The 21,602-nt window shown below is 43.3% G+C and carries 25 protein-coding genes, 1 tRNA gene, 1 rRNA gene and 1 other RNA gene; all 28 read left to right on the top strand.

Features of this window, described 5'->3' with window-relative positions:
* Positions 1 to 220: 220 nt before the first annotated feature.
* Complete coding sequence (locus tag ACE4RR_RS16875; RefSeq protein WP_375536611.1) at positions 221 to 673, top strand: Lrp/AsnC family transcriptional regulator; 453 nt, start codon at positions 221 to 223, stop codon at positions 671 to 673.
* Positions 674 to 764: 91 nt separating this feature from the next.
* A complete protein-coding gene (locus ACE4RR_RS16880; protein ID WP_375536612.1) occupies positions 765 to 1,772 on the top strand; it encodes an ABC transporter ATP-binding protein in 1,008 nt (335 codons plus the stop codon).
* Positions 1,756 to 2,814 carry an ABC transporter ATP-binding protein gene (locus tag ACE4RR_RS16885; RefSeq protein ID WP_375536613.1) on the top strand — a complete coding sequence of 353 codons (1,059 nt, stop codon included), beginning with the start codon at positions 1,756 to 1,758 and terminating at the stop codon, positions 2,812 to 2,814. Before ACE4RR_RS16880 ends, ACE4RR_RS16885 begins: the two co-directional genes overlap by 17 nt.
* Before the next feature lie 93 nt (positions 2,815 to 2,907).
* Complete coding sequence (locus tag ACE4RR_RS16890; RefSeq protein WP_375536614.1) at positions 2,908 to 4,713, top strand: peptide-binding protein; 1,806 nt, start codon at positions 2,908 to 2,910, stop codon at positions 4,711 to 4,713.
* A gap of 156 nt (positions 4,714 to 4,869) precedes the next feature.
* Positions 4,870 to 5,832 carry an ABC transporter permease gene (locus ACE4RR_RS16895; RefSeq protein ID WP_375536615.1) on the top strand — a complete coding sequence of 321 codons (963 nt, stop codon included), beginning with the start codon at positions 4,870 to 4,872 and terminating at the stop codon, positions 5,830 to 5,832.
* A 33-nt stretch (positions 5,833 to 5,865) separates the two neighbouring features.
* On the top strand, positions 5,866 to 6,747 hold the full coding sequence (gene opp4C, locus ACE4RR_RS16900; RefSeq protein ID WP_375536638.1) for an oligopeptide ABC transporter permease: 882 nt from the start codon (positions 5,866 to 5,868) through the stop codon (positions 6,745 to 6,747).
* Positions 6,748 to 6,901: 154 nt separating this feature from the next.
* Positions 6,902 to 6,994, top strand: a tRNA-Ser gene (locus ACE4RR_RS16905).
* Positions 6,995 to 7,310: 316 nt separating this feature from the next.
* Positions 7,311 to 7,766 (top strand): DUF1801 domain-containing protein, encoded by a 456-nt coding sequence (locus ACE4RR_RS16910; protein WP_375536616.1) that lies wholly within the window; start codon positions 7,311 to 7,313, stop codon positions 7,764 to 7,766.
* Positions 7,767 to 7,900: 134 nt separating this feature from the next.
* Positions 7,901 to 8,281, top strand: a complete 381-nt coding sequence (locus ACE4RR_RS16915) for an ArsR/SmtB family transcription factor (protein ID WP_375536617.1) — start codon at positions 7,901 to 7,903, stop codon at positions 8,279 to 8,281.
* Positions 8,268 to 10,385, top strand: a complete 2,118-nt coding sequence (locus ACE4RR_RS16920; protein WP_375536618.1) for a heavy metal translocating P-type ATPase — start codon at positions 8,268 to 8,270, stop codon at positions 10,383 to 10,385. The genes ACE4RR_RS16915 and ACE4RR_RS16920 overlap by 14 nt, the downstream gene beginning before the upstream one ends.
* Positions 10,386 to 10,889: 504 nt before the next feature.
* Positions 10,890 to 11,150 (top strand): metal-sensitive transcriptional regulator, encoded by a 261-nt coding sequence (locus ACE4RR_RS16925; protein ID WP_375536619.1) that lies wholly within the window; start codon positions 10,890 to 10,892, stop codon positions 11,148 to 11,150.
* A gap of 66 nt (positions 11,151 to 11,216) precedes the next feature.
* Positions 11,217 to 12,002, top strand: a complete 786-nt coding sequence (locus ACE4RR_RS16930) for a sulfite exporter TauE/SafE family protein (RefSeq protein ID WP_375536620.1) — start codon at positions 11,217 to 11,219, stop codon at positions 12,000 to 12,002.
* A 108-nt stretch (positions 12,003 to 12,110) separates the two neighbouring features.
* On the top strand, positions 12,111 to 12,680 hold the full coding sequence (locus tag ACE4RR_RS16935) for a sulfurtransferase TusA family protein (protein WP_375536621.1): 570 nt from the start codon (positions 12,111 to 12,113) through the stop codon (positions 12,678 to 12,680).
* 21 nt (positions 12,681 to 12,701) lie between these two features.
* Positions 12,702 to 13,829, top strand: coding sequence for an MBL fold metallo-hydrolase (locus ACE4RR_RS16940; RefSeq protein ID WP_375536622.1), 1,128 nt, complete (start codon positions 12,702 to 12,704; stop codon positions 13,827 to 13,829).
* Positions 13,830 to 13,861: 32 nt separating this feature from the next.
* Positions 13,862 to 14,089, top strand: a complete 228-nt coding sequence (locus tag ACE4RR_RS16945; RefSeq protein ID WP_375536623.1) for a sulfurtransferase TusA family protein — start codon at positions 13,862 to 13,864, stop codon at positions 14,087 to 14,089.
* A 12-nt stretch (positions 14,090 to 14,101) separates the two neighbouring features.
* The gene (locus tag ACE4RR_RS16950; protein WP_375536624.1) at positions 14,102 to 14,587 is read left to right on the top strand and encodes a DsrE/DsrF/DrsH-like family protein; all 486 of its coding nucleotides are present in this window, start codon (positions 14,102 to 14,104) and stop codon (positions 14,585 to 14,587) included.
* 355 nt (positions 14,588 to 14,942) lie between these two features.
* Positions 14,943 to 15,341 carry a fluoride efflux transporter FluC gene (locus tag ACE4RR_RS16955; protein ID WP_375536625.1) on the top strand — a complete coding sequence of 133 codons (399 nt, stop codon included), beginning with the start codon at positions 14,943 to 14,945 and terminating at the stop codon, positions 15,339 to 15,341.
* Positions 15,338 to 15,715, top strand: a complete 378-nt coding sequence (crcB, locus tag ACE4RR_RS16960) for a fluoride efflux transporter CrcB (RefSeq protein WP_375536626.1) — start codon at positions 15,338 to 15,340, stop codon at positions 15,713 to 15,715. The genes ACE4RR_RS16955 and crcB overlap by 4 nt, the downstream gene beginning before the upstream one ends.
* 112 nt (positions 15,716 to 15,827) lie before the next feature.
* Positions 15,828 to 16,415, top strand: coding sequence for a polysaccharide deacetylase family protein (locus ACE4RR_RS16965; protein WP_375536627.1), 588 nt, complete (start codon positions 15,828 to 15,830; stop codon positions 16,413 to 16,415).
* Positions 16,412 to 16,876: a tRNA adenosine(34) deaminase TadA gene (gene tadA, locus ACE4RR_RS16970; RefSeq protein WP_375536628.1), complete on the top strand. Its 465-nt coding sequence runs from the start codon at positions 16,412 to 16,414 to the stop codon at positions 16,874 to 16,876. The genes ACE4RR_RS16965 and tadA overlap by 4 nt, the downstream gene beginning before the upstream one ends.
* 73 nt (positions 16,877 to 16,949) lie before the next feature.
* Entirely contained in the window at positions 16,950 to 17,114 is a 165-nt protein-coding gene (locus ACE4RR_RS16975) for a YycC family protein (protein WP_375536639.1), read from the top strand.
* A gap of 103 nt (positions 17,115 to 17,217) precedes the next feature.
* Positions 17,218 to 17,483, top strand: an RNA gene (ffs, locus tag ACE4RR_RS16980) — signal recognition particle sRNA large type.
* A 257-nt stretch (positions 17,484 to 17,740) separates the two neighbouring features.
* On the top strand, positions 17,741 to 19,486 hold the full coding sequence (gene dnaX, locus ACE4RR_RS16985) for a DNA polymerase III subunit gamma/tau (RefSeq protein ID WP_375536629.1): 1,746 nt from the start codon (positions 17,741 to 17,743) through the stop codon (positions 19,484 to 19,486).
* A gap of 31 nt (positions 19,487 to 19,517) precedes the next feature.
* Positions 19,518 to 19,829, top strand: a complete 312-nt coding sequence (locus tag ACE4RR_RS16990; protein WP_375536630.1) for a YbaB/EbfC family nucleoid-associated protein — start codon at positions 19,518 to 19,520, stop codon at positions 19,827 to 19,829.
* Positions 19,830 to 19,840: 11 nt separating this feature from the next.
* Positions 19,841 to 20,437: a recombination mediator RecR gene (recR, locus tag ACE4RR_RS16995; RefSeq protein WP_375536631.1), complete on the top strand. Its 597-nt coding sequence runs from the start codon at positions 19,841 to 19,843 to the stop codon at positions 20,435 to 20,437.
* A 10-nt stretch (positions 20,438 to 20,447) separates the two neighbouring features.
* Positions 20,448 to 20,672, top strand: a complete 225-nt coding sequence (locus tag ACE4RR_RS17000) for a YaaL family protein (protein WP_375536632.1) — start codon at positions 20,448 to 20,450, stop codon at positions 20,670 to 20,672.
* Positions 20,673 to 20,949: 277 nt separating this feature from the next.
* Positions 20,950 to 21,216 carry a pro-sigmaK processing inhibitor BofA family protein gene (locus tag ACE4RR_RS17005; RefSeq protein WP_375536633.1) on the top strand — a complete coding sequence of 89 codons (267 nt, stop codon included), beginning with the start codon at positions 20,950 to 20,952 and terminating at the stop codon, positions 21,214 to 21,216.
* Between the two features lie 282 nt (positions 21,217 to 21,498).
* Positions 21,499 to 21,602, top strand: a 16S ribosomal RNA gene (locus ACE4RR_RS17010); the annotation flags it as partial.

Raw genomic sequence — 21,602 nt, forward strand, 5'->3', positions numbered from 1 at the left:
ACAGGTATTCATGTTGTTCTACCAAAGTGAGAAAAAATGTCATAAAAAATAGAAAAATATGAAAACGAATATTGCAATAATTAAATCTATTACTTATAATAATCTTAAATAACGTTAAAAATTTTACGAAATTTACAATGGATTTCGTTAAACATTAATACTTTCGTAACTATTAAAGGGATTCGGAAGAGACTAGAAAAATGGAAATGATGTGAGCTCAATGGATCATCTAGACAAAACCGATTTGTTGATTCTTGGTTACCTTCAGGAAAACGGTAAACGCTCCTATAGTGAAATTGCCAGGTACCTTGAAGTGAGCGAAGGCACTGTCCGGACCCGGATCAATAAAATGCTGAATAATGGTGTGTTTGAATTTATCATACATACGAATCCGAATAAGGTAGGTTTAGAAGTTCAGGCTATTATCGGATTTTCTACGAAGCTGGGAGAGCAGGAGGAAATAGCCAGGAGCCTGCAGAGATTTTCTGAGGTCCGCTTTGTCGGAGCTTTTTCCGGCAGGCATGACTTAATTATACAGGCTTATTTTAAAAGTAACGAGGACCTTGTTAACTTTGTGAACAAAGAATTAGCACAAATTGATGGGATATTAAGTGCTGATGTCAACGTAGAACTAAAGCAGTACAAAGATTCCTTTTCATACGTCATACCATAGTTTTTGAACTTTTTAAAAATTTCTTATCTTCAAAATATTTATACGAATTTTTCACTTGACTTTAAGTATTCTGAAAAATTGAGGTGTGTTCATGGGTAAGGAAGCGCTGCTTGAAGTAAAAGGGTTAAAGACATATTTTTCATTAGACAACAAGAAAACCGCTAAAGCAGTCGACGGTGTAGATTTTTCTATTTATAACGGGGAAACAGTCGCAATAGTAGGAGAGTCCGGGAGTGGAAAAAGCATTACCTCGCTCTCGATAATGAGACTGATCCCTGAGCCGCCCGGCAAAATTGTAGAAGGTTCTGTAAAGCTTGAAGGCAAACAATTATTGGATTTATCGGACAAGCAGATGACAAAGGTGCGCGGCAACGAAATCGGCATGATCTTTCAGGAGCCGATGACTTCACTTAATCCAGTGTTTACTATCGGAATGCAGATTGCCGAACCCTTGATTAAGCACAAGGGTCTAAAGAAAAAAGAGGCAAATCAAAAAGCGATAGAACTCTTAAAGCTGGTTGGGTTCCCAAGAGCGGAAGACACAGTTAAAGAGTATCCGCATCAACTGTCCGGCGGCATGAGGCAGCGGGTAATGATCGCAATTGCGATGGCATGCAACCCTAAACTTCTGATTGCAGATGAACCCACCACCGCTTTAGATGTGACCATTCAGGCCCAGATTCTTGATCTGATGCTCGATGTGAAGGAAAAAACCAACTCTGCGATTTTAATTATCACGCATGATCTTGGTGTGGTTGCAGAGGTAGCAGACCGCGTGCTGGTTATGTACGGCGGGCAGGTGGTAGAAGAAGCATCGGCCAGCGAGTTGTTTACAAAACCAAAGCATCCGTACACAAGGGGCCTGCTTGCAAGTATGCCAAAAATAGAAGATGAAAAAGAAACGTTGGAATCAATTGAAGGTACTGTTCCTCCAGCCCATGACTTTCCACACGGCTGCCGGTTTGCACCACGGTGCAAACACGCCATGGAAGCGTGCATACAGGCGGTGCCGGACTTAATTGAGGATGAACCTACGCATCATGTCCGCTGCATTCTGTATACCGATGAGGGGGCCGTATTACATGACAGTCATCAATGAAAAGACAAAAACCAATACACCGCCGTCTGCTTTGTCGGAGAATAAGGAAAAGCTTGTCGAGGTTAAAAACGTTAAGAAATATTTTCCTGTTAAAGGTGGAATTCTCCGCCGTACTGTCGGGCACGTAAAAGCTGTAGACGACGTTTCTTTTAACATATACAAGGGAGAGACTCTTGGGGTAGTCGGAGAGTCAGGCTCCGGTAAATCGACGTTAGGGCGGATGATATTACGATTGATTGATCCGACTGAGGGACAGATTATTTTCGATGAAAAAGATATCTCCACTGCCTCCCAGCGTAAAGTACGGTCGTCCCGCAAGGATATGCAGATGATTTTTCAGGATCCGTACGGCTCGTTAAATCCTAGAATGAGCGTAGGAGAGCTGATAGAAGAGCCGATGTTGCTTCATGAGAAAATTTCAAAGGATGAAAGAAAGAAAAGGGTGGTGGAACTGCTTGAAACGGTTGGTCTTGGGGGAGAAGCCCGTTTTAAGTATCCTCATGAATTTTCCGGGGGGCAGCGGCAGCGCATCGGGATTGCCCGTGCCCTTTCCACGAAGCCGAAATTTATTATCGGGGATGAGCCGGTTTCCGCGCTCGATGTATCTGTGCAGTCGCAGGTATTGAACTTGATGAGTCAGCTTCAAAAGGAATTTAACTTAACATATCTGTTTATTGCCCACGACCTGAGTGTAGTAAAGCATATCAGTGATCGCGTAGCGGTGATGTACCTTGGGCGGATTGCTGAAATTGCACCAAAGCGTTCCCTGTATAAAGAGCCGCTTCATCCGTACACGAAAGCACTTATTTCAGCTGTGCCTGAGCCGGATGTAACGAAGAAGCGTGAAAAAATTAAGCTTGAGGGGGACATGCCGAGCCCGTCCAATCCACCTACAGGCTGTCCATTTCATACTAGATGCCCAGAAGCACATGACCGTTGTAAAGCAGAACGGCCGGAGCTGACTGATATGGGAGACGAGCATTACGTTGCCTGCCACTTGTACACGGAAGAAGATGGCACTGTCAAAAGACCGCTGCATTAAATTTTATTTATTACGAATGGGGGGTGAACGTCAGCGCGGCTGCACCAACTCAGCTTTACATTTAGTTCTTAATTATCCAAGGGGGTTTTTATTTTGAAGAAGAAAAGTTTGCTGTTTCTCTTGATTGCATTGCTTTCTTTCGGTCTGGTTCTTGCGGCATGCAGCGGCGGAGGCGAAGAAACAGAGGGAGAAGGAGATGGTTCCGGCTCTGAAGAAGAGACTGGCACCAGTGAAGAAGAAGCTGCAGAAAATGAAGAAGCGGCCGGTGAGCCTCAGGACGGCGGCTCCATCACAGCTGCGATGTATTCCGCTCCGGGCGGCCAGTTTAATCCTATCTTTTATGAAGATGCATATGAAGCGAATGTTCTGGATTTTACTCATGAAGCACTCGTAGCCCAGGACGATGAATTAGAATTTATTCCAGAACTGGCATCTGAATGGGAATTCAATGATGATCAGACAGAACTGACATACACACTTGAAGAAGGCGTCACATGGCATGACGGAGAAGAATTTACAGCGGAGGATGTTGTCTTTACTTATACGTCTATTGCTGACCCTGAATATGTTAACTCCGGCGGGGTACGGATCGATTACGTAAACAAACTTGTAGGCTTTGAAGAGTATCAAAGCGGAGAAGCGGATGAGCTTGAAGGCGTTCAGGCTGACGGGGATTACACTGTAACCTTTACATTCTCAGAGCCGAATGTTACCGGACTATTTAATACCAGCTTTCCTATTATTCCAGAACATATCTTTGGAGATGTAGCAGTGGAAGATATGCCGGAGCACTCTGCCTCTATTAATGCAGGAGAAGTCATTGGTACCGGTCCATTCCAACTGTCAGATATGCAGGACGGCGAGCAGTATATCTTAGACAAGCATGAAGATTACTGGCAGGGAGAGCCGCATCTCGACCGCATTCAGTGGCAGGTTATCGACCAGGAGATCATGACTGGTATGTTCGATAACGGCGAGCTTGATCTTGTAAAAGATCCTGGCGGTGTTCCGAAAGCAGATAAAGAAACTGTAGAAGGTATGGATAATATTGTTACATTCGAAATGCAGGATCTTGGCTATCAATACCTTGGCTTTAAACATCATCACGGATCGGACGATTCACCGACGGATTCCGATTCATGGGAACCAAATGAAAAGGTGCAGGACAAGCAAGTGCGTCAGGCTATTGCCCACGCTATTAATCGCCAGGGTATGATCGACGGTTTAATGTATGAAAGCGGGGCAGTATTAAATGCTCCATTCCCGGAAGCTTCCTGGGCGTTCAATGCAGATGCAGTAAATGAATACGAGTACAGCGAAGAAAAAGCGAACGAGCTTCTTGACGAAGCAGGCTATGAGGATACAAACGATGACGGCATCCGCGAAAACCCGGATGGCGAAGAATTCGAACTAAATCTGGACTATCCGACAGGAAATGCTGTACGTGAACAAGCTGCACCGATCATCCAGGAAAACCTGGAAGCAGTCGGCTTAAAAGTGAATCTGCGCAACCCTCGTGAAGCAGCAGCTCACTTTGAAGAGGTAGAGAAGAACGATACCGATTGGGATATGTATCTTGCAGGCTGGAGTCTTTCTTCCGGAGATCCGGATCCATCCGGCATTCATAAATCGGATGCTGCTTACAACTATCTGCGCTGGGAAAATGAAGAAAGTGATCAGCTGATTGAAGAAGCCATGAAGGCTCCTGATGCATTTGAAACTGAATACCGTGAAGAAAAGTATGCAGAGTGGGCGCAGTTATTCTCTGAAGAACTGCCGGAAATTCCGTTGTATTCCGAAAACAACGTATTTGCTCATAATGCAAACCTCCATGGTATTACTAGAAAGCCGCATACCATTGTAGACAATTCTCATGAATGGTGGCTGAATCAAGAATAAGCCTTAAAATAGTAAGGGGGCGTATGGTCAGACCTGCCATACGTCCTTTTTTCAAAAAATATTACTTTAGCAAAACTTCGGTGACGTTCTGTCACTGCGGTTTTACTAAAGAGAATATGCTCTGTTTATTTTTAGCAAGTAGGAGGATAAAACATTATGTATAAATACATCGTACGAAGGATCCTACTTTTTATCCCTATGCTGATTGCGGTCTCATTTATTGTATTTTTATTGGCGTATCTAGCTCCCGGAGATCCTTTGACTGGAGAAATTGATCCGAACATAGATGCGGAAGTATTTGAGCAGAGAAGAGAAGCGATGGGATTAAATGATCCGTTTCATGTACAATACTTTAATTGGGTTGGATCTGTAGTACAGGGCAATCTTGGGGATTCCATGCACTACAATGGCCGGACGGTGCAGGGGCTGATTTTATCGAGGGTGGATAATACTTTGTCGTTATCGGTATTTGCCTTGTTTGTCACCTTGGTGGTGGCGCTGCCAATTGGTATTTATTCTGCAAAAAAGCCGTATTCCACGCTTGATTATGGAGCTACCACCTTTGCATTTTTAGGGCTTGCGACACCTAATTTCTTTGCAGGGCTGCTGCTCATTTACTTTTTTGCTTTTCAAATCAGTATATTTCCATCTCAGGGTTCGGTCTCTTCCGTAGGGCTTGAAGGCTTTGAATATTTTCTGGACAGACTCAGGCACCTGGTGCTTCCGGGACTGACGCTCGGACTCTCAAGTACAGCTATTTACATGCGCTATATGCGAAGTGAAATGCTTGATGTCATGGGAAGCGATTTTATCCGTACAGCCAAAGCGAAAGGGATGGGTTCAAGAAGTGTACTTTATAAACATACGCTTCGAAACGCATTAATTCCAATCATTACACTGCTCGGATTTGAATTTGGAATGCTGCTGAGCGGGGCCGTTATTACAGAAGCTGTTTTTAACTATCCGGGACTTGGAACATTATTTCTTAACTCGATCGTCAATCGTGATTACCCCGTCATCATGGGAATTAACCTCATTCTATCGGTGACCATCCTTGTCGGGAACCTCCTGGCTGATATCTTTTATGCGGTCGTCGATCCAAGAATTCGTTACGATTAAGGGGTGAACATTGTGGAAAATCAACAGGCAGCTATGACTGCGGATGCTAAGAAAAAACATGGACATAGTCCTTTAAAACTTGCCATGAAACGATTCATGAAAAATAAGCTGGCAATTGCCGGAATTGTGATTCTCGTATTTTTTACATTGGTTGCTATATTTGCTCCATTTTTGACAGATCAGGACCCTACCAAGTCAGATCTTTTGAGTGTCATGCAGCCGCCAAGCTCTGATCACTGGCTTGGTACAGACGGATCCGGACGAGACAATTTCGCCCGTTTAGTTTATGGGTCGAGAATTACATTAATTATCGGGTTTTTCGCAATGCTGTGTACATTGGTGATTGGAGTCCTGCTTGGCTCGATCGCCGGCTATTATGGTGGAATTGTTGACGGTATTATCATGCGTGCTGCTGATGTAATGCTGACACTTCCATTTATCCTTTTTGTACTAACCGTTATTGCGATTGTCCAAAACATTACCATTACTTTATTTATTATCGTCATTTCCATCACGACGTGGCCAAACATCACCAGGATTCTGCGGGGAACGTTTTTATCTCTGCGGGAAAAGGAATATATTCTAGGGGCCCGTTCTGTCGGGTGTTCTGACTGGCGTATTATTACGAAGCATTTCCTGCCGAATGCGGTCGGTCCGATAATCGTTAACGCCACAGTTATGATGGCTACAATGATTATTTTAGAGTCTGGGCTCAGCTTTATCGGCGCAGGTGTGCCGCAGCCGACACCGACGTGGGGCAACATGGTAAATGAAGCAAGAAGCATGAGAGTCCTGCAGGGGGCGCCGGAAGCGTGGGTGCCGCCGGGAATGGCCATCCTACTTACTGTGCTTGCGATTAACTTTATCGGGGACGGCCTTCGGGATGCCTTTGATCCGAAAAGCAGCCAGCGTTAAAAATAATAGAGTGAAAAAGGGTCTAAGGGCGGCAGTTCCAGCTGGATTGCCGTCCTATCATTATTTTAAAAAATTTTTTTGTGAAACGGGAAATGTGCTTGTCATTCCTATTTCCATGTGATATTATATTCTTTGTCAGCCAAAAACAACAGACGGAGGAGTACCCAAGTCCGGCTGAAGGGAGCGGTCTTGAAAACCGCCAGGGGCTTCACGGCCCGCGGGGGTTCGAATCCCTCCTCCTCCGCCATTAATTAAATGAATACGTTAAGATTACAAGCATAACTCTGTATACACTGCAGGTTATGCTTTTTTAAACTTTTATAAACGTTTTTCTCATTTTTGATACCCTTAAATTGCTGGTTACTACACGGCTAAAGAGTAATAATATATTTTAGCAATATTGAATGAAACGCAATTTACTTAAACTTATCGAACGAAGTGGAATGAGGGTAACTGGAGTAGAAAAAATGTTTAGGGGTATTTTACTATTCGTTGAAGCAACCAATGTAAAATCAGGGAAAAATATTATCTAGGAATTCATTATTCGACTAAAAGATTTCTTATTGTTTGGTATAGTTTACAAAGGAGCTGGCGCTAAGTATGAACAAAAAACAAAAGAAAACAATTATAGTGTAAGAGAATTTATTGAAGAGGTGGAACAGCCGAAAAAAAGAGAGGATTCCTTTAAGCTTTTGGATATCTTTAAAGAAACAACAGGTCATGAAGCGAAAATGTGGGGCCAGAGCATTATCGGCTTTGGATCGTACCATTATAAATATCCAACCGGTCACGAAGGGGATGCTCCTCTTGTTGGCTTTTCTCCTCGAAAAGCCAAAATCAGCTTATATTTTGCCACGGGAGACCCGGATAGAGAATTTCTGCTGAAGAATTTCGGAAAGCATACTACCGGAAAAGCATGTGTATATATAAACAAACTTGATGATATTGATGTGGAGGTACTAGACCTCATTCGCCAGTCTGTTGATTTCCTCAAAAAAACGTACCCCGACCAGCCATAATTTAAAGTGCAGCAAGCATAACCTATACAGGGTTATGCTTTTTTGTGTTGAATTCGGAATTCATAATATGATTATTCAAACATATATTTAAATGTTATAATCAAATTAACATTTGAATGATTGGAGTGTGGAAAATGAATAAGCAGCAGGATGTATGTGAGGTCACCTGTTATGATCCTGAGAAAATAAAAGCCATTCACGAGCAGATTGATCATGAGAGGGCAGAGCTGATGTCGATACTGTTCAAAGGACTAGCGGAGCCAAGCAGACTGAAAATATTGCAGGCTTTAACGCTAGAAAAAGAGCTTTGTGTGTGCGATGTGGCGTATCTGCTCAAATCGCCAATTGCCAATGCTTCCCACCATCTGCGATCTCTAAGAAGAAGCGGTTTGTTAAAATTTAGAAAAGAAGGAAAGCTGGTCTGGTATTCCCTTGATAATGAGCAAGTGAAAGAAATACTTTCTATGGCAATGATGCCTCACCAAAAAAGGACAGATAGTCATGCAGCACAATAATGACCAAAAACAAGTGTTTCGAATAAAAGGCTTTACGTGAGCGGGCTGTGCCAAAACATTCGAAAAGAATGTGCTGCGCCTGGAAGGCGTAGAAGAAGCAATTGTTAATTTTGCAGCTTCAAAAATAACTATTACCGGCAGCGCCACGATTGAAGAATTAGAAAATGCAGGAGCTTTTGAACATTTGAAAGTGGTTCCGGAAAATCAAGCTTTCAAAGAAGAATCAGAGCCATTTTGGAGAAGGCATTTTTCCTTATTTATCTCTATTATTCTCCTAATAACTGCTTTTATGACCCACATGGCGGCAGGAGAAAAGTCTTTGCTTACTGTTTTCTTTTATTTATCATCCATGGTCATTGGAGGAAGATCTTTATTTATTAGAGGTTTGAAAAATTTGTTTCAGTTAAAATTTGATATGAGAACTCTGATGACAATAGCTATAATTGGTGCTGCAGCGATCGGTGAATGGGGAGAAGGGGCCGTGGTCGTTTTATTGTTTGCGATCAGTGAAGCACTCGAGCGTTATTCAATGGATAAAGCACGAAACTCCATACGCAGTCTTATGGAGCTCAGTCCAAAAGAAGCGTTGATTCGCCGGAACGGTGAGGAACTGACAGTCCCGGTCGATAGTATTAAGATTGGCGATACTCTCATCGTAAAACCCGGCAAAAAAATAGCGATGGATGGAGAGATTATTAAAGGGCACTCAACTATTAACCAAGCCGCAATCACAGGTGAATCCATGCCGGTAGAAAAAACGATGGCAGACAATGTATTTGCCGGTACAATGAACGAAGAAGGCGTCTTAGAAGTAAAGGTAACGAAACATGTAAAGGATACAACACTTGCAAAAATAATTCATTTAGTTGAAGAAGCACAGCAGGAACGAGCTCCGTCTCAGGCATTTGTAGATCGTTTTGCTGCATATTATACGCCTGCTATTATTCTCACGGCGATTCTTGTAGCAGCTGTCCCACCATTACTATTCTCGGCTGGATGGCAGCCATGGCTCTATCAAGGATTAGCTGTGCTTGTAGTTGGCTGCCCCTGTGCTCTAGTTATTTCCACTCCAGTTGCAGTGGTGACGGCCATTGGTACCGCAGCTAAGCATGGAGTATTGATCAAAGGCGGTGCCTATTTAGAAGAGGCAGGCGCATTAAAGGCAGTGGCATTTGATAAGACGGGAACGTTGACAAAAGGAAAGCCTGCTGTCATTGAAATGGCTGCGGAAAATGAAAGAGAAGCTATTACACTGGCAGCTGCCCTTGAAAAAAACTCTAACCATCCGTTAGCAGCTGCGATCATGACAAAAGCCGCACAAGAAAAAATCGATCTTCAGATTGTGGAAGTAGAAAATTTTCGCTCTATAACTGGAAAAGGAGTCAAGGGGACGATTGACGGAATTGTTTATTACATCGGCAGTCCGGAGCTTTTTAAGAATATGCAGCCAGCATGGTGGAATTCCGAATATGAAAAACAAATAGAACATTTTCAAAAACTTGGAACTACCGTACTTCTGCTGGGAAGCGAAAGCAGGTTAGCCGGTCTTTTTTCTGTGGCGGATGAAGTCCGGGAAGGAAGTGCCCGCACTATTAAAGCTCTTCATGATATGGGGATAGAAGAAACCATTATGCTGACAGGTGACAACCGAGAAACGGCACAGGCAATTGGAAGCAGTATTGGGGTATCTTCTATTCAGGCAAATCTATTGCCGGAGGATAAGGTTTCGTTTATGAAAAAACTGGCCGCGAACCACAAAAAGGCAGCGATGGTGGGAGATGGGGTCAATGATGCTCCGGCACTTGCAAGCAGTACAGTCGGAATTGCAATGGGGGGAGTGGGGACAGATACAGCTCTTGAAACAGCCGATATTGCGTTAATGGGTGATGATCTGGAAAAATTACCGTTCACCATAAATTTGAGCCGCAGGGCACTGGTCATCATTAAACAAAACATTGCCTTTTCCCTCGGCCTAAAAGCATTCGCATTATTGCTTGTGATTCCAGGCTGGCTTACTCTTTGGATTGCGATAATTGCCGATATGGGAGCGACACTTATCGTTACCTTGAACAGTCTACGTTTATTAAAGTTGAAAAATAAATAAGCAGAAATGTTTCACATGAAACAATTAAAATAAGGGAAATTGATAAGGGTTGTATCAAAAGCCCTTAACTTAAAATACCATGGACGCCCGCCTTCTTGATACGTATCAAAAAAACGGCTGATTCATGGTATAATCTTGGAAAGTGATCGTTAGGTTACTCATAAAAATCGCCTTCTTTCGTTAATGGGTTGTGGTGACTACATTATACCGAAAGAGGCGATTTTTTTTAAAGGAAACAGGAAAAAGAGCTGTATCAAAAGATGATAATCTATTAACTTCATCCCAAAAATAATCCCGTATCACTATAAAAGTAGTAAGGGATAACTTGTTTTGGTGTGATTTTAACCACCAGAGCGGGGACTAAAATTTTTAAAAATGTCTTTTGATACAGCCTCTTTAATATATTTTTTAAAAGACTCATCATCTTGACGAATCATTAAATACAAGATTATACCCCATGATGTATATGTATTTTTGCAAATAATCCTGCGAGGAGGTTGTGAGATGGAATATACTGTCGAAACGAAAAATCGATTAAAACGTGTGGAAGGGCAGGTGCGTGGTGTTCAAAAAATGATGAATGAAGGAAAGGACTGCAAAGATGTGATTCACCAGCTGTCTGCGGCAAGAGCTGCTCTCGACCGTGCATCTACATTTATCGTTGCACAGAATTTAGAGGAATGTATCCGCCAGCAAGCGGAGAAAGGAGAAGATTCTTCTGAATTAGTAAAAGAAGCGATTGAATTACTTGGCAAAGGCATTTAGATTTTTTTTATCAAATTATAATACCGATGCATGTATGTGTATATTTTGAATAGAAGGGAGGAGGACATGGAAGTAGACGTGTTGTTCATCATCGTCCTATTTTTCATTGGATTCATTGGATCATTTGTTTCTGGAATGGTGGGGATAGGTGGATCGATTATAAAGTACCCGATGCTGCTGTACATCCCGCCGCTTATTGGTCTTTCAGCTTTTACTCCTCATGAGGTGGCAGGCATCAGCGCGGTACAGGTCTTTTTTGCAACTTTCGGTGGTGTCTGGGCCTACCGGAAAGGCGGGTACCTGAATAAAACACTTATCACTTATATGGGAGTCAGCATCTTGCTGGGCAGCTTAATTGGTGCCTTTGGCTCGAATTTAATGAGTGAAGGCGGAGTAAACCTTGTTTATGTTATTCTTGCGAGTCTGGCCGTTATCATGATGTTTATTCCTAATAAAGGAAACGATAATATTTCTAACGAACAGGTAACATTTCACAAGGGAATTGCAGCAGGTTCAGCTTTTCTTGTCGGTTTAGGTGCAGGAATTGTTGGGGCAGCCGGGGCGTTCATTTTAGTGCCTATCCTGCTTGTAATATTAAAAATTCCAACCAGGATGGCTATTGCCACATCACTTGCAATTACGTTTATTTCCTCCATAGGGGCAGCGGCGGGAAAGGTGGCAACCGGCCAGGTATTAATGATTCCAGCAGTAGTAATGGTAGTCGCAAGCTTAATTGCTTCTCCGCTTGGGGTGATGGTTGGAAAAAAAATCAACACTAAAATTCTGCAATGGATATTAGCAGCACTACTACTTGGAACAGCGATAAAAATCTGGCTTGATATGTTAGGTTAAGAAAATGTTGACCTGGGACCATTTATTAGTTAATATACCCTTACAGGTATATGTATATATTTTTTACAAAAATTATACCCCATCAGGTATAAAAGGAGGATATGAAACATGAACATTCCCGTAAATCATACACTTGATGCAAAAGGTCTGGCATGTCCGATGCCGATTGTAAAGACAAAAAAAGCGATTGAAGCAATAGAAGCAGGAGAGGTTCTTGAAGTACAGGCTACCGACAGAGGCTCTCTCGCTGATTTAAAAGGTTGGGCGAAAACCACAGGACATGAATATATCGGCTCTAATGAAGAGGGAGACGTTCTCTATCATTATTTAAGAAAATCCAATCCGGAGGAGACAAAAGAAATGGAAGCATTTCCGAACGAAGCTTCAAACGAAGAACTGAATAAAAAGAAAGGTAATAGCGAAATTATTATTCTGGATGTCAGAGAACCAGCAGAATATAGTTTCGCTCACATACCAGGTGCTGTATCAATCCCCCTTGGCGAACTTGAAGCAAGAATAAATGAGCTAAATAAAGATAAAGAAATCTACGTGTTGTGCAGAACCGGCAGCCGGAGCAGCATGGCCGCTCATATGCTGAAGGACAACGGATTCGACAAAGTGATTAACGTAAAGCCTGGAATGTCCGAATGGGACGGAGAAACAGAAGACGGTCAATAATTAAACAGGAGGGAAAAAGAGATGTGTATCCAGCCAATGAAAGCAAAGGAATTAGCAGAAAAAGTCATGAATCAGAAAGACCTGTTTATTCTGGACGTTCGTAATGAAGAAGATTTTACTGATTGGAAAGTGGAAGGGAAAAGCGTCGAGATTATTAATAAACCGTATTTCGATTTACTTGATGGAGTAGAAGAGATCATTGACGCGCTGCCCGGCGATAAAGATGTGCTTGTTGTCTGTGCAAAAGAAGGTTCGTCTAAATTTGTCGCAGAGCAGCTGGCCGAACAAACGGGCCGTCGTTTCTATTATCTTGAAGGTGGCATGAAAACGTGGAGTGAGCATCTTGAACCGGTGAAAATTGGCGAATTAAATGGCGGTGAACTATACCAATTTGTCCGTATTGGAAAAGGCTGTCTCTCCTACGCTATCTTATCTGATGGAGAAGCAGCTATTATAGATCCTGTTCGTCTGACCGGTGCGTATACTGAATTTCTCAACGAAAAACAAGTAACATTAAAGCACACTGTCGATACGCATCTTCATGCAGATCATATTTCCGGGGGACGGAGGCTGGCGGAGAAGTTCCATGCGTCTTATTGGCTGCCTCACGCTGATGCCGAAGAAGTCACCTTTTCATATCATCCGCTTAAAGATGGAAATACCATTACAGTCGGCCAGGCATCCATTGAGATCCAGGCTATTTATTCGCCAGGCCATACAATTGGAAGCACCTCGTTTATTGTAGATAACAAATTTTTACTGACCGGGGACAATTTATTTGTCGATTCAATCGGCCGCCCTGATCTGGCTGGTAAAGCAGAGGACTGGGCGGGTGATTTGCGTAAGACTCTCTACAGCCGTTACGCCGACCTGGATAGGGAATTGATCGTGCTGCCTGCGCATTTCTCGAAAAAAGAAGAATTGGATGAAAAAGGACGTGTGATGGCTCCGTTAAAAGAGTTATATGAGAAAAATCACGGCTTGAATGTCGATAATGAAGAAATATTTCGGGAGACTGTAACAAAAAATCTTCCGCGCCAGCCACATGCCTATGAAGAAATACGGCAGACCAATATGGGAAAAGCTGCACCGGCGGAAGAAGAGCAGTCCGAAATGGAAATCGGACCGAACCGCTGTGCGGTGTCTTAAAAACGGATAAATTATTAAAAGGAGAGGTATCTATGAAAAGCGATAAAGTACTAAATGCAGAAGGACTGGCATGTCCGATGCCTGTTGTTAAAACTAAAAAAGAAATGGATCAGCTGGAAACTGGGCAGATTTTAGAGGTGCGTGCCACTGATAAAGGTGCTGAAGCTGATATGGCCGCATGGGCAAAATCTTCCGGACATGACCTTGTGCACCAAGAAAAAAACAATGGAATTCTATCATTTTGGATTCAAAAAGGGTAAGGAGGCAATAAAATGGCAGATCCAAAAGAACGTGCAACAATGATCGTCTTTGACGGGGATTTAGATAAAGCGATGGCTAGTTTTATTATTGCGACCGGCGCTGCCGCTATGGGAAAACAGGTAACGATGTTTTTTACCTTCTGGGGGCTGAATGTTCTCCGTAAGGATAATGTTATCAGTGGCAGCAAAAAAAACTTCATGGAAAAAATGTTTGAGAAAATGATGCCGCGCGGACCCGAAAAGCTCGGTCTCTCGAAAATGAACTATGCAGGTATGGGTCCGAAAATGATGAAAAAGATGATGAAAAACCATAATGTGTCTTCGTTGAAAGAAATGATTGAAATGGCACAGGAGCTTGATGTAAAAATGGTTGCTTGTACGATGTCGATGGATGTCATGGGTTTAAAGGAAGAAGAACTAATCGACGGACTCGAGTACGCGGGAGTCGCATCTTATCTGGCCGAAGCAGAGGACTCTAATATTAACCTGTTTATATAAGTATGATGGGAGCTGTTCCTTTTGGGGGCAGCTTCTAATTTTTCTATCTACCTTAAATGTCCCTATTCCAAACATCACCTGGGCTCTATAGAAAATGACATCAACATGTTTATTGTTATGTTTATTTTTGTGTAATCAACTTCTCAATTTATGATTCAACGCACGATACGGAAGATAGTTAATATTACTTTTAAATAAGCGTGCAAGTATTCTTAATTATTGATAACCAACATGTTTGAAAGCATAGCATACTTTGGTTTTGTGAAAAATATGAATACCTTGCTGTTTTGGTGCCTGGCTGCAGCAGCTTATGGTACAATTTTTATGTCTTTTAGTCATAAAAAAGGGGGAAATTATGAAGAATCTACTTTCTATTGCGGTAGGGGGTATAGCCGGCACGCTCCTTCGTTATAGTATAAATCTTCTCACCCTTGAGTCAGGCTTTCCGTACGGAACGTTACTTGAAAACTTAGCCGGCAGTTTTCTATTAGGGACTCTCACCGGCTATTTTGCTCTTAGAACCACTAAAGAATGGGTTAAACTTGGCCTGGGCGTCGGGTTATGCGGAGGGTTTACCACCTTTTCGACATTTGCCGCTGACAGTGTTTATCTATATTTACACAGCCATTTTATTTCTACGATTAGTTACATATGTGTAAGCATAGCAGGAGGAGTTTTCCTGGCAGCTGCCGGTTTTGTACTTGCACAAAATATTACATCCAAACAGTCTCGAAAAAGGGGGGTGCAGCCGTGAATATTATCCTTCTATCGCTGGGAGGGGGGGCTGGTGCTATCTTAAGATTTCTTTTAGGCAAAGCTCTCATGCGCTTATTCCCCAGTCCTCCCATTCCAGTCTCGATGCTTACTGTAAACATCCTTGGATCCTTAGGACTAGGGGTGTTCTTTGGAAAATATTTTGGTGCTGTCCCTGCAGGTGCTTATAGTGATTCCTTATTTTTGCTTATTGGGGTAGGTTTTTTTGGAGCCTTCACTACATTCTCCACCTTTAGTGTAGAAGCTTATCAATTACTAGAATCACGAAAACTGAAGCCGTTGTTTATTTATTTGTTTCTTTCTGCTGCCGGCTCTTTACTTGCCTTTATAGTGGGGTATATATTTTCTATATAAAAAAGAAGAGGCAGTTAACAATAGTGGGGAGGGAATGATAATGAATAATAATTCACGAAAATCTCCTTGAGTTGTAACCGGAAAGGGAGTCCGTGCCGGCTTCCATGAGCGAGTGATCAGCAAAGGTTCAGGCAGTCACGTGTATTTAACCTTCGATGACGGCCCTGGCAGATACACAGAAACAATCTTGGATATATTAAAAGAAAAAGATGTTACAGCGTCGTTCTTTTGGGTTACCAGGTATTTATATCAGGAGAGGCCGTGGCGACGTCTGTTAGAGGAAGGACATGCTCTCGGCCTGCATACTCACCGTCATGTCAATCTCTGCAGGCTGGACGAAGAGAAGCAGCAAGAGGAAATTGAAATGAGCACGAAGCATTACAGACAAGTGACCGGGCAGACACCGCGTTTATTCCGTCCGCCGTTCGGACAGTGGAACGACACAACCGTTCGTGTCTGCGAAGAGCTTCAGCTCGATGTAATCATGTGGTCACTCAGCTCTTTTGACTGGGAACTTCGTGCTGCCCCTGAAAAGATTCTTTCGAATATTCAAGAGCACCTGCAGGACGGGGATATCATTCTATTACATGAATGTCCGCAGACGGTTACGATTCTTCCTGCACTAATCCAGTACCTTATAGATGAAAATTATATGTTAAATTCAATCGCTTCAGGTATTAAAAAGGAGATACGAAAGTGACAGACGAACAGTGGATGGCTCTTGCGGTAAAGGAAGCCGAAAAAGCGGAAAAGCTCGGAGAAGTGCCGATCGGAGCGGTGATTGTTTACAAGGATAAAGTCATTGCAAGTGCTTATAATTTGCGGGAAACTAATCAGCAGGCCTCAGCCCATGCGGAAATGATGGCGATTGAAGAAGCATGCCGCTATATCGGAAGCTGGCGTCTGGAAGATTGTATACTGTATGTAACCCTGGAGCCTTGCCCGATGTGCGCTGGAGCCATCGTACAATCCCGTATTCCTAAAGTTGTCTATGGAGCGGCCGATCCGAAAGCAGGCTGCGCCGGCACTCTTATGAACCTCCTGGAGGAGGAGCGTTTCAATCATCGTGCAGAAGTTATTGCAGGTGTGAAAAATAACGAATGTGCCATGCTGCTAACGAACTTTTTTAAAAAGCTGCGTCTGGAAAAAAAGAAGCGTTGAGAAAGAAGGATTGGAATCAGTAAAAGGTCATGTTATAGTGTCGATAGAAAATAAGAAATCGGAGGGAACTTACTTGCGTCCAAACCAATTCTCAGCCGAAACTGCCCAAAGACTAGCTGAAAAGCTGAACATGCCTATTGAACATATTGTGCATACGCCTCCTCATGTTATTATGGCAAAAATCGCGGAATTAGAAGAAAAAGAAAAACAGGAAAAAGAGAGTCAAACGCCTGAATAAGAACCTTTGGCTTATTTAGTTTCAATCTATTGCGTTATACATTAAAAGAGGCTATACTAGTTATTGCGCTGAAAAAAAGCGCCTGATAATGTTATCCAATTTGCCGTGCTAGGTGGGGAGGTAGCGGTGCCCTGTACTCGCAACCCGCTATAGCGAGACTGAATCCCTTCTCAAGGCTTTGTTTTCGTGAGGCCTGCCCCGCGTAAGTGGTGTTGACGTCCGGGTTCTGCGCAACGGAAACCCGTGAACCCTGTCAGGTCCGGAAGGAAGCAGCAGTAAGCGGACTCTTTCGTGTGCCGCAGAGTCGCCTGGGCCGAGCTAACTGCGCGGGTAACGCTCATGAAAGCATTGCCGACAGAAGGTGCACGGCTTCTACATAATAATGACAACGGAACAGTTCCACTATTGGAGCTGTTCTTTTTTTGACAGTTAGAAGAATGAATTTCCGTTGACCTGAACGAGTTTATTTCGAACATGATCGATACAGCTGAACTAATTTTACATCATTATTCATGAATATTTGTCGAATTATATAATAAGGATATTTCTCGATGGATTCCGCTTTGAAAACTAAGAGCGGAATCGGTATAATAGGAATGAAATGTTGGAAAAAGGAGGTCCCGGGAGTGAGCTATCAGGCGCTTTACAGAGTATGGCGGCCGCAAAAGCTTGAAGATGTTGCCGGTCAAGGGCATATAACGAAAACGCTCCAAAATGCACTGATACAAGAGAAGTTTTCTCACGCATATTTATTCAGCGGACCGCGAGGCACAGGTAAAACAAGCGCCGCAAAAATTATAGCAAAAGCAATAAATTGTGAGCATGCCCCTGTCCGGGAGCCATGCGATGAATGTGAGTCCTGCCGTGGAATTATGGATGGCTCCATCGTGGATGTTATCGAAATTGACGCAGCTTCGAATAATGGGGTCGATGAGATCCGTTATATCCGTGAAAATGTCATGGCTGCTCCAAGGGACATTCGTTATAAGGTATATATTATCGATGAGGTTCACATGCTCTCTACTGGTGCTTTTAATGCTCTTTTAAAGACATTGGAGGAGCCGCCGAAGCATGCCGTCTTCATTCTTGCTACCACTGAACCGCACAAGATTCCACTCACCATCATTTCCCGCTGCCAGCGTTTCGACTTTAAGCGCATTACCACCGAGGACCTTGTGGCGAGAATGCAGTACATTCTTGAGCAGCAAGGACTTGAAGCAGAGGAAGAGGCGCTGTATTTAATCGGTCGTGCAGCAGAAGGCGGGATGCGCGACGCTCTCAGCCTGCTGGACCAGGCTATTTCATTTGCAGAAGGTCCGGTCCATTCTGATGATGTGCTGGCCATCACCGGAGCGGTCTCCCAGCAATTTTTAACCGAAACAGCGGAGGCTTTAAAAAACCGGAGGACGACAGAAGCTGTGAGAGCAGCTGATACATTGATAAAAGAAGGAAAAGATCCTTTACAATTTATGGAGGATTTGATCTACTATTTCAGAGATATGCTGTTGTTTAAAACAGCTCCTGAGCTTAATGAAGTACTTGAACGTGCATCCATTGACGAATCTTTCAAGGAGCTGGCTGAGGCCTCCGATACAGACTGGCTTTACCAGGTGATTGAACAGCTGAATACTTCTCATCAACAAATGAAGTGGTCCAGCCACGCGAAGATCTTTTTGGAAATGTGTTTGATTCATGTGTGCAGCAGTAATACGGGCGGTGCTGAAGCTCAAAATACTGAGCCTTCTCAGGAAGTAACCAACCTTCGTCAGCAAGTGGATCGGCTGGAGCAGGAAGTGAAAAAGCTTCAGAAAAACCCACCTGCCTCTGCTCCGGCAGCTGCAGAAAAGGGATCAGCATCGACGGTGCAGCGCAGCAGTGAAGGAAAGAAAAAAACGAGCAGCAGCATAGCTGCCGGCATTGGAAACAGCGGGTTTGTAAAAGAAATGTTGAAAAAAGCAACGAAGGAAGACCTGCAGGCAGTCACGGGAAAATGGCCGGATGTAATGAATGCCGTCAAAAAACAAAGTGTGCCGGGACACGCATGGCTCAGTAATGCAAAACCCGTTATGTCAGATGGTTCATCGGTATTACTTTCGTTTCAAAACGAAATGCACCGGAATATGGTTGATACGAAGTTTCGCGAAACAGTGGAAGAGGCATTGCTTGAGGCGTGCGGTACAGCTCTGCAGCCCGTAAACATTTTATCCGGACAGTGGGAAGAATTAAAAACAGAATTTAAAAAGAAGCAGCAAACGTCAGGAGATTCCGATCAAACAGAGCAGGATCCAAAGGAAGAAGATCCGATTGTAGACGAAGCAATTAAACTAGTCGGTCCGGACCTCGTCGAAATTATGGAAAGCCAGGAAAAATAATAGGTATACAATTTAGAAGGAGGCGTTCCCTATGAATAACATGGGCGGAATGATGAAGCAAATGCAAAAGATGCAAAAACAGATGCAGAAAGCACAGGAAGAATTAAAGGAAAAAACTGTCGAGGCCACCGCTGGAGGGGGCGCAGTGAAAATCACTGCGACGGGTGATAAGCGCATCACAGATATCGAAATCGACGAGGATGTAGTGGATCCAGAAGATATCGAAATGCTTCAGGATCTTATTCTTGCTGCGATGAACGAAGCCCTCTCGAAAGTCGACGATCTAGTAGAACAGGATATGGGGAAATTCACTAAAGGAATGAATATACCCGGAATGTTCTAAAGGAGGACCTAGTGCAATATCCAACTCCAATTTCTAAACTGATAGAAGGATTTATGAAACTGCCGGGGGTTGGCCCTAAAACGGCTGGCCGCCTGGCTTTTTATGTACTTGAAATGAAAGAGGACGACGTCCTTGATTTTGCCAAAGCGTTAGTCAGCGCCAAGCGGGAGCTAACGTACTGTTCAACCTGTCATCACATCACTGATACAGATCCATGCTGGATTTGTGAGGATAAACAGCGTGACCAATCACTGGTGTGTGTCGTCCAGGACGTAAAAGACGTCATTGCTATGGAAAAAATGAAAGATTTTCAAGGCTTGTACCATGTGCTGCACGGGGCTATCTCCCCTATGGATGGGATCGGCCCGGAGGATATTAAAGTGCCGGAGCTCATTAAACGTCTACAAAACGACGAGATCCAAGAAGTTATTATAGCAACCAATCCCACCATCGAAGGGGAAGCCACCGCTATGTATATATCCAGGCTGGTAAAGCCGACCGGTATTAAAGTAACCCGCATTGCCCACGGCCTTCCCATCGGCGGGGATCTGGAATACGCAGATGAGGTAACGCTGTCCAAAGCAATGGAGGGCAGAAGAGAACTGTAGGTGAAGCAGGGTGTTCTTTCGAAAAAAATCCATTAGTCAGACAGAAACAGAAAAACTTGTGGCTGTTATTCAAAAAACAAAAGCTAAGCTCGATCAGCAGCAGCGCGTCGTCGAGCATAGTGTAGAGCCGTCACAGGAAATTCTTGTCCAGGTAAGTCTCTTAAAGGCAAAGTATTTGTTTTTGTTAAAAGAAGCCCGTCATCGTCGTGTGAATGGGTATAATAAAGCTCGCTAGTCAAATCCGGTAACAGGGAGTAAGTCCCTGCTGCCGGATTTTTTGTAGGGATGACAATTTACAGCTTCGGTAATTCTTTTGAAAAAATGTGAAAGTATAGAATCATTTACCCGCCCGATGTTTTCTTCGCAGCGGTGAGCAGAGCAAATTGGTTACGAACGAGATGATCTTCACATCAAAAGAAAAAAATTGAGTCATTGTTTAAAAGGCAGAGGATATTTTGGCTGCTTGGACATAAACTTGATTAATAGATGATGACATTGAAGGAGGAATACCAATGGATCCAATTTTAGTTATTTCTGCTGTCGGAGTTGCAGCGTGCCTGTTGTTTTTAATTGGAGGGAAACTGAAGCTTTTCCGATGGGCAGGTGGAATTTTCGTAAGAGTGATCGTAGGTGCGCTTGCTTTATTCTTTTTAAATACATTTGGAAGTGCAGTAGGGTATCATTTGCCAATCAACTTTTTTACAGTTGGGGTAGCGGGGATCTTAGGTCTTCCGGGGCTTGTGATGCTGATCGCAGCAGACCTTTTTATTATTGGATAAAAAACGACAGGAAATATTATTTTTTTTTGCAAACCCCTTGTTTTTATTAATTCAGGGTGATATATTATAGATCGTCGCTGAAAAACAGGGCGGCATTCACAAAAAGTTCACAGCACTCTATTGACTACCTTCTCTACTGATGGTATGATAGATTGAGTCGCTATTAATGGCGACTCTGATAATTTTGTCCTTTGAAAATTGAATGAAAGTCAAGCGTTTAATTAAAGCAATACCCCCATCTAATTCAGATGGACAAAGCAAGAAGAGTCAGTACTCTACTATTTATTGGAGAGTTTGATCCTGGCTCAGGACGAACGCTGGCGGCGTGCCTAATACATGCAAGTCGAGCGCGGGAAGCCGTCGGATCTCTTCGGAGTGACGACGGG

Source organism: Alteribacillus sp. HJP-4 (assembly GCF_042139015.1).
In the GTDB taxonomy this organism is placed as follows: Bacteria; Bacillota; Bacilli; order Bacillales; family Marinococcaceae; genus JBHIKY01.